Raw genomic sequence first — 6,096 nt, 5'->3', positions numbered from 1 at the left:
TACGAGGCATAGCGAATAGTAAAATTGGGTTTGGCGATTTGATTTTACTACTTCGCTATTTTTTTAAGCTAAAAGTGTCAACACACCCTAATATATTAAGCCTAAAAAAACGGCCGAAGCCGTTTTAATTAAAAATCGGATATTGAGCTTAGAAACGCATCCCAATCCCGGCATAGGCCAGAATCGGATTGACTTCGATATCGGCTTTAGAGCGAATCAGTTCACCTAGATTTGCATCTGTCACTGTAATTGTCGTGTCATTTTTTAGATGTGCATAAGAGACTGAACCTACAGCAAACCAGGTGTCATTAAAGTCATAGCTAAAGCCGACCGTGGCCACGGGCGCGAAAGCATCGGATGCTTCCAGATCAACTTTCGGGTTGGCTGAACTTGGCGTGCCATCCAGAGAAGCACCTGCTTTTCCTTCCTTGATATTGGCAATCATATGTCCTGCAGCAATCAGGTCCTGCTCAGTACGTGAGTTAATTTCCAGTTCATTGAAATAGGCATACATCACACCTAAGCCGACATAAGGCCGGAATTTATTCACTCCGGTTTTACCAAAGTGATACTGGAATTCAAAGGCAGGTGTCCAGGCGCGGGCAGAGGCGGCCGGCCCATAAGCTTCCAGATCAGTAATGAGAATATCATTTTTTAACTCAATGCCGGGTAAATCGATCGAACCTAAACTTGGGGTAGCAAGCGCAGAAAAAGGGGCATAAATTTTACCACTGCCTTGCAAGTCTACTTTGGGGGGAATGCCGGCTTTCATTTCAAAAGAAATATTATCGGTAAAATAGTAATTGGTCATAATGCCTAAAGTGGTGACATCATCTGCTTCCAGGCCAGTACCAGGATTATTCCAGCTTTCCAGTCCATAAATTTCAGCTCGTCCACTGAGCGTTGCGGGCAGTGTTTCTGTACCAAGTCGATCGAGAATATTAACAAAAACAGAGGAAAGGTTTGGGTCCATGTCTGGATCAAGATTATTTTTCACAGAGTCAATTGAGATATCACCTACTTGTGATGTTTCACCTTCTTTGACAGCAGTATTCACTTTAAATGGTTGGGCCTTGCCTTGCGGCATCACATGCAATGCACCGACTGATACCGAAAAGCGCTTAAAGCCATCTCCATCTTGCAAGCTAAAATAAGGGGAATCTGCATGCGCGACCATAGGTAAAGTGGCTAGGCCTGCCATACATGCCAGCAATGTTTTCATTGATTTGGAACTCCATGTCCAGTTTGTTTATTCGTTTTTCTAGTTAACTAATTATGTGAATTACATTAAAAAATTCAGTTATAGAACAACAGGTCAAAAGTTAATCGATGGTTAATATTGGTAACTGCTGTATATTTTTTGTTTGTATCTCTTGAGTTTTAAGAAATGCATAGTGTGTAAAAATAATTACTTCTACCTTAAGAGCTTAAGTATAAAAATGAAGGAAATTTGCTCTTGAGAGCGTTAAAATTTCAATCCTATGAATTTTTATCATGGAAGATAGAGAGGAGAGTTTAGGTAAATTTTAGGCTGCATTGATTCAAGCATTTATCATCATGGGATGATTTTTTATTTTTCCAAAACAAGAGCATATGAATTTATCCAAGATCCTGCTACCCAGTCGACTGAGTTTTTTTGTACAATAGCTACATATATTATTGAGTGAATCACATGAGCACCCAAACTCCTCCCAAAAAAAAACCCTTGGTTAATTTACCTTTCCCGATCAAGCAAGCAGAGCAAAATGCTGCAGAAGAAGTTCTGGAAGATTTAAGACCAAGACCGCAGCGTTATGCTGACCGTACTTGGATGCCACCACGTGGCACTCGCCGTTCAATGGGCAAACGCTAATTGATCAGACTCAAAAAGCTATGATAAATCATGGCTTTTTTTATGGAATTTTTTAGGGAGTTAGTGATCAATATTTGCTTTAATTTTCGAACAAAAAGAAATTAAAACTCAGATTTATCCAAATTTTTTTCAATTTTATTCTTAATAAAGCAAACGAAATATTTAAGCTCTCTAAATGCCGACCAAAATAAAATCCACACCTGGTTGATTTCATATTCGACATTTTAGCCGCCCAGAAAAAAAAGCCAATTCAAACATTGGCTTTTTTTGAAAGATATTTTGATAGCACTAACGAATGCTTTTACGCGCTTTATTTTCCGGCTTCGGTGGCGCGATTTCTCTCTCGCCTTGCCAGACATCGATAAAATCTTTCTCGTTAATATTATAAAGTTCCAGTAGCGCTAAAATCACGCCTCCAAACAGCATGGCACCTTCTGAATGGCTCTGAAAGTCGACCAGCTTGGTATTTAGGTTGTGCAGGATATCTTCAATTTCAAAGACACGTTCCCGCCCATTGCTGTCGGTCGGATAGATCTGGGTATTTAAAATAATTCTCGCCAGGCTTTTTTCATTTTCGGTCAAAGGCAGTTCTTCCATCAATTCATCGCTGGCCGGAGTTAAAATGACGGAATCGCGGAATATGGTGTGTAAAAAATTTGCGCTTAATTTTGGCAGGGGCTTTTCGACAAAAGGACGGAAAGATTGCGGGAAAATGACATTGCGTGAGATGCCTTTAAACATCGGTGCAATTTCCTCGACCTTATAACCTGCGATCCCACAGCCTAAGGAAGTAATAAAATATTTATTTTTAGGATGATTTTTGGTGTAAATCTTAAAGTCATCAATATAGTGCTGGATTTGTGAGAGCGGCATTTGTTGTAAATGTTCGTTCATGGTAGGAATGGCATAGCTCTGACCCGCCCAGCCACGACCCACGCCCATGACTGCACCAAAATGTTCAAGTGCCGTTCTGGCAGCTCCACCACCGTGTTGTCCAGCCAGGTTGCTGCCAAAAACAAAAACCGTATTTTCCGGAAGGGATTTAACAATACTTTCATCGTGATAGTGGTAAGTCATAATTGTCGATTCTAGGCCATCCTGATCTTCATGTTGCCCGTGAAATGAAAAGGGGTCAAGGCATTATTCTGCAGCGCTATCCAAACAGATAAGTCAATAATCCACCTATACGCCAAAATACGATGCCGAGTACACCCAAATAAAGCTGCTGGCTGAAAATGCTTGGTTTTTTCTGTATTTATTCCCTTTGTAACTGTATATTTTTTTGATGATTTTTCAAACTAGAGAGTGAGTCAAGCGCTAACAAATAATGAATACTAATATTGTTTTATTTTACCAAACAGAAACCTAAGCAGGGATTGAGTAATTCCAATTTACCCTCATAATAAATCAAATCTATATCCGCAGCGAAGTCAGCGAAAGCTATGAGTGATAAAAAGCCCTTTGAATTAGTGACCAGTTATCAACCAGCAGGCGATCAGCCACAGGCCATTGCAAAGCTGGTCAAAGGCATTGAACAGGGTTTTCATGATCAGCTTTTACTGGGCGTTACCGGGTCGGGTAAGACTTATACCATGGCCAATGTGATTGCACAGACCCAGCGTCCGACCATTGTCATGGCACATAACAAAACGCTGGCTGCACAGCTTTATGGCGAATTTAAAGCATTTTTTCCGAATAACGCCGTCGAGTATTTTGTCAGTTATTATGATTATTATCAGCCGGAAGCTTATGTGCCATCTTCAGATACTTTTATCGAGAAAGATGCCGCAATTAATGACCATATTGACCAGATGCGTCTTTCCGCGACACGATCATTATTAGAACGTCGTGATGCAATTATTGTCGCATCAGTTTCTGCAATTTATGGTTTGGGTGATCCGAATGCCTACATGAGCATGTTGCTGCATGTGGTGGAAGGCGACTGCATTGGTCGTGATGATATTATCCGCCGTCTGGTCGAAATGCAGTATTCGCGCAACGAACTGGAATTCCTGCGCGGTACTTATCGTATTCGTGGCGAAATTATTGATATTTTTCCGGCTGAATCCGATCAGGATGCGATCCGGATTGAACTGTTTGATGATGAAGTTGACTCTATTCGCTGGTTTGATCCGCTGACCGGGAAAATGGTTCGTAAAGTACCTCGCGTGACCATTTATCCTAAAAGCCATTATGTTACGCCGAAAGACAATTTGTCCCGCGCCATCGAAACTATTCGGGAAGAACTTAAAGAGCGCCTGGTGTTCTTCCGGGAAAATGACAAACTGCTGGAAGCCCAGCGCATCGAGCAGCGCACACGCTATGATCTGGAAATGATGCAGCAACTGGGTTATACCAACGGCATTGAAAACTATTCACGGCATTTGTCGGGCCGTCCTGCAGGTGAAGCACCACCGACCTTGTTCGATTATATTCCTGATGATGCCTTGCTGATTATTGATGAATCGCATGTGACGGTGCCGCAGATTGGCGCCATGTATAAGGGTGACCGTTCGCGTAAGGAAAATCTGGTCAATTACGGATTCCGTTTGCCGAGCGCGCTGGATAACCGGCCGATGAAATTTGAGGAATGGGAACGTATTGTGCCGACGACTGTTTATGTCAGCGCAACGCCCGCACGTTACGAGCTGGAAAAATCCCAGCAGATTGTCGAGCAGGTGGTACGTCCGACCGGTCTGATCGATCCTGAAATTGAAATTCGTCCAGTTCTGACTCAGGTCGATGATGTGCTTTCAGAAATTAATTTGCGTAAAGATATTAATGAGCGAGTGCTGGTTACGACCTTGACCAAGCGCATGGCCGAAGACTTAACCTCTTATTTGAAAGAATACGGGATTAAGGTCGCTTATTTACACTCGGATATCGATACGGTTGAGCGGGTCAAAATCATTCATGAACTGCGTACTGGAGTGCATGATGTACTGGTCGGGATTAACCTGCTGCGTGAAGGGCTGGATATGCCGGAAGTGTCACTGGTCGCCATTCTGGACGCGGATAAAGAAGGTTTCCTGCGTTCCGAGCGCTCTCTCATTCAGACCATTGGCCGCGCTGCACGTAACCTGAAAGGTAAGGCGATTCTGTATGCAGACCGAATCACTGATTCGATGCAGAAAGCCATTGATGAGACGGACCGTCGTCGTGCCAAGCAGATTCAATTTAATGAAGAACATGGCATTACCCCGCGGAGTGCAGTGCGTCAGGTGATCAAGGAAATTGATACTGGTGAAGTATTGGATGATGAATCCATTGAATTGAAAGCCTCGGATCAGGCACGTGCGATCAGTGCAGATGAGCGGCATATCATGGCAGATCCGAAAATGTTTGCGAAACACATTAACAAGCTTGAAAAAGAAATGTTGAAAGCGTCAAAAGAGCTGCAGTTTGAGCAGGCTGCGCGTATGCGTGATGAAATTGTACGTTTAAAAGCCCAGATGTTTGATTGATTTTTGTTGCATTAAATCTTATTTAAATGACGTAAAATCAATCACAAACCAAACATAATGTAACAAATTAAGGGCTTTGATAAAGCTATTGTATGAACAGAATTTTTTTAAATAAATATTTTGTGAACATGCAATAGGTATCTTTATGACAACTCAAAAATCTTCACGTACTGGATTAAAGCTGGCAAAAATTGCGGTGGGTAGCGCGGTTCTTCTCGGTTTGGGCGCCGCTACCATGGCTTATGCGAAAGACCAGCCATTACCGACCATTGAGAAAGTTGAACTGGACCGTTATTTGGGGACATGGTACGAAGTAGCACGCAAACCTCTGTATTTTCAAAATAAGTGTGATCGTGATGTTACAGCGACTTATACTTTAAATGAAAATGGCAATATCGTGGTGGATAACCGCTGCATTAAAAAAGATGGTGGACAAACCCAGTCATTGGGCGAGGCATTTGTGCAAAATCCACCGCAGAATACCAAGCTAAAAGTCAGTTTCTTACCAGACTTTATTCGCTGGATTCCGGTCGCTCGTGGCGATTATTGGGTCTTAAAACTGGATGAAAATTATCAAACTGTTCTGGTCGGTGAGCCAAAACGTAAATATATGTGGATACTCTCACGTGATCCGCAATTGGATAAAAATGTGGTGAATGAATATTTACAATATGCACAGTCTGTCGGTTATGACCTGAGTGATGTGATTCATACCAAACAAACGCAAAGATAGAAATATCTTCTTAATCGAAACCATGCTTAGGCATGGTTTTTTATTTT

At 42.1% G+C, this 6,096-nt stretch carries 5 protein-coding genes; 3 read left to right on the top strand and 2 right to left on the bottom strand.

All coding sequences use genetic code 11. The features are described from left to right. Nucleotides 1–148 precede the first annotated feature (148 nt). Nucleotides 149–1,222, bottom strand: coding sequence for an OmpW/AlkL family protein (locus NI469_RS12405; protein WP_148334393.1), 1,074 nt, complete (start codon nucleotides 1,220–1,222; stop codon nucleotides 149–151). A gap of 450 nt (nucleotides 1,223–1,672) precedes the next feature. Here NI469_RS12405 and NI469_RS12400 point away from each other — a divergent pair, with 450 nt between their 5' ends. Beyond that, entirely contained in the window at nucleotides 1,673–1,852 is a 180-nt protein-coding gene (locus tag NI469_RS12400) for a hypothetical protein (protein WP_004646507.1), read from the top strand. 288 nt (nucleotides 1,853–2,140) lie between these two features. Here NI469_RS12400 and NI469_RS12395 read toward each other — a convergent pair whose 3' ends face one another. Continuing rightward, nucleotides 2,141–2,929, bottom strand: coding sequence for an A1S_2505 family phage non-structural protein (locus NI469_RS12395; RefSeq protein WP_253148484.1), 789 nt, complete (start codon nucleotides 2,927–2,929; stop codon nucleotides 2,141–2,143). 365 nt (nucleotides 2,930–3,294) lie between these two features. On the opposite strand from NI469_RS12395, the gene uvrB reads away from it, so the two are divergent. Together uvrB and NI469_RS12385 are read left to right on the top strand one after the other, a co-directional pair. Then, nucleotides 3,295–5,316, top strand: a complete 2,022-nt coding sequence (uvrB, locus tag NI469_RS12390; RefSeq protein WP_253175343.1) for an excinuclease ABC subunit UvrB — start codon at nucleotides 3,295–3,297, stop codon at nucleotides 5,314–5,316. 145 nt (nucleotides 5,317–5,461) lie between these two features. Further along, complete coding sequence (locus NI469_RS12385) at nucleotides 5,462–6,049, top strand: lipocalin family protein (protein ID WP_005246827.1); 588 nt, start codon at nucleotides 5,462–5,464, stop codon at nucleotides 6,047–6,049. Nucleotides 6,050–6,096 lie beyond the last annotated feature (47 nt).

Source organism: Acinetobacter lwoffii, assembly GCF_024129735.1.
In the GTDB taxonomy this organism is placed as follows: domain Bacteria; phylum Pseudomonadota; class Gammaproteobacteria; order Pseudomonadales; family Moraxellaceae; genus Acinetobacter; species Acinetobacter lwoffii_H.
The sequence above is the reverse complement of the archived record's forward strand: the minus strand, read 5'-3'. Positions and strand labels throughout refer to the sequence as shown.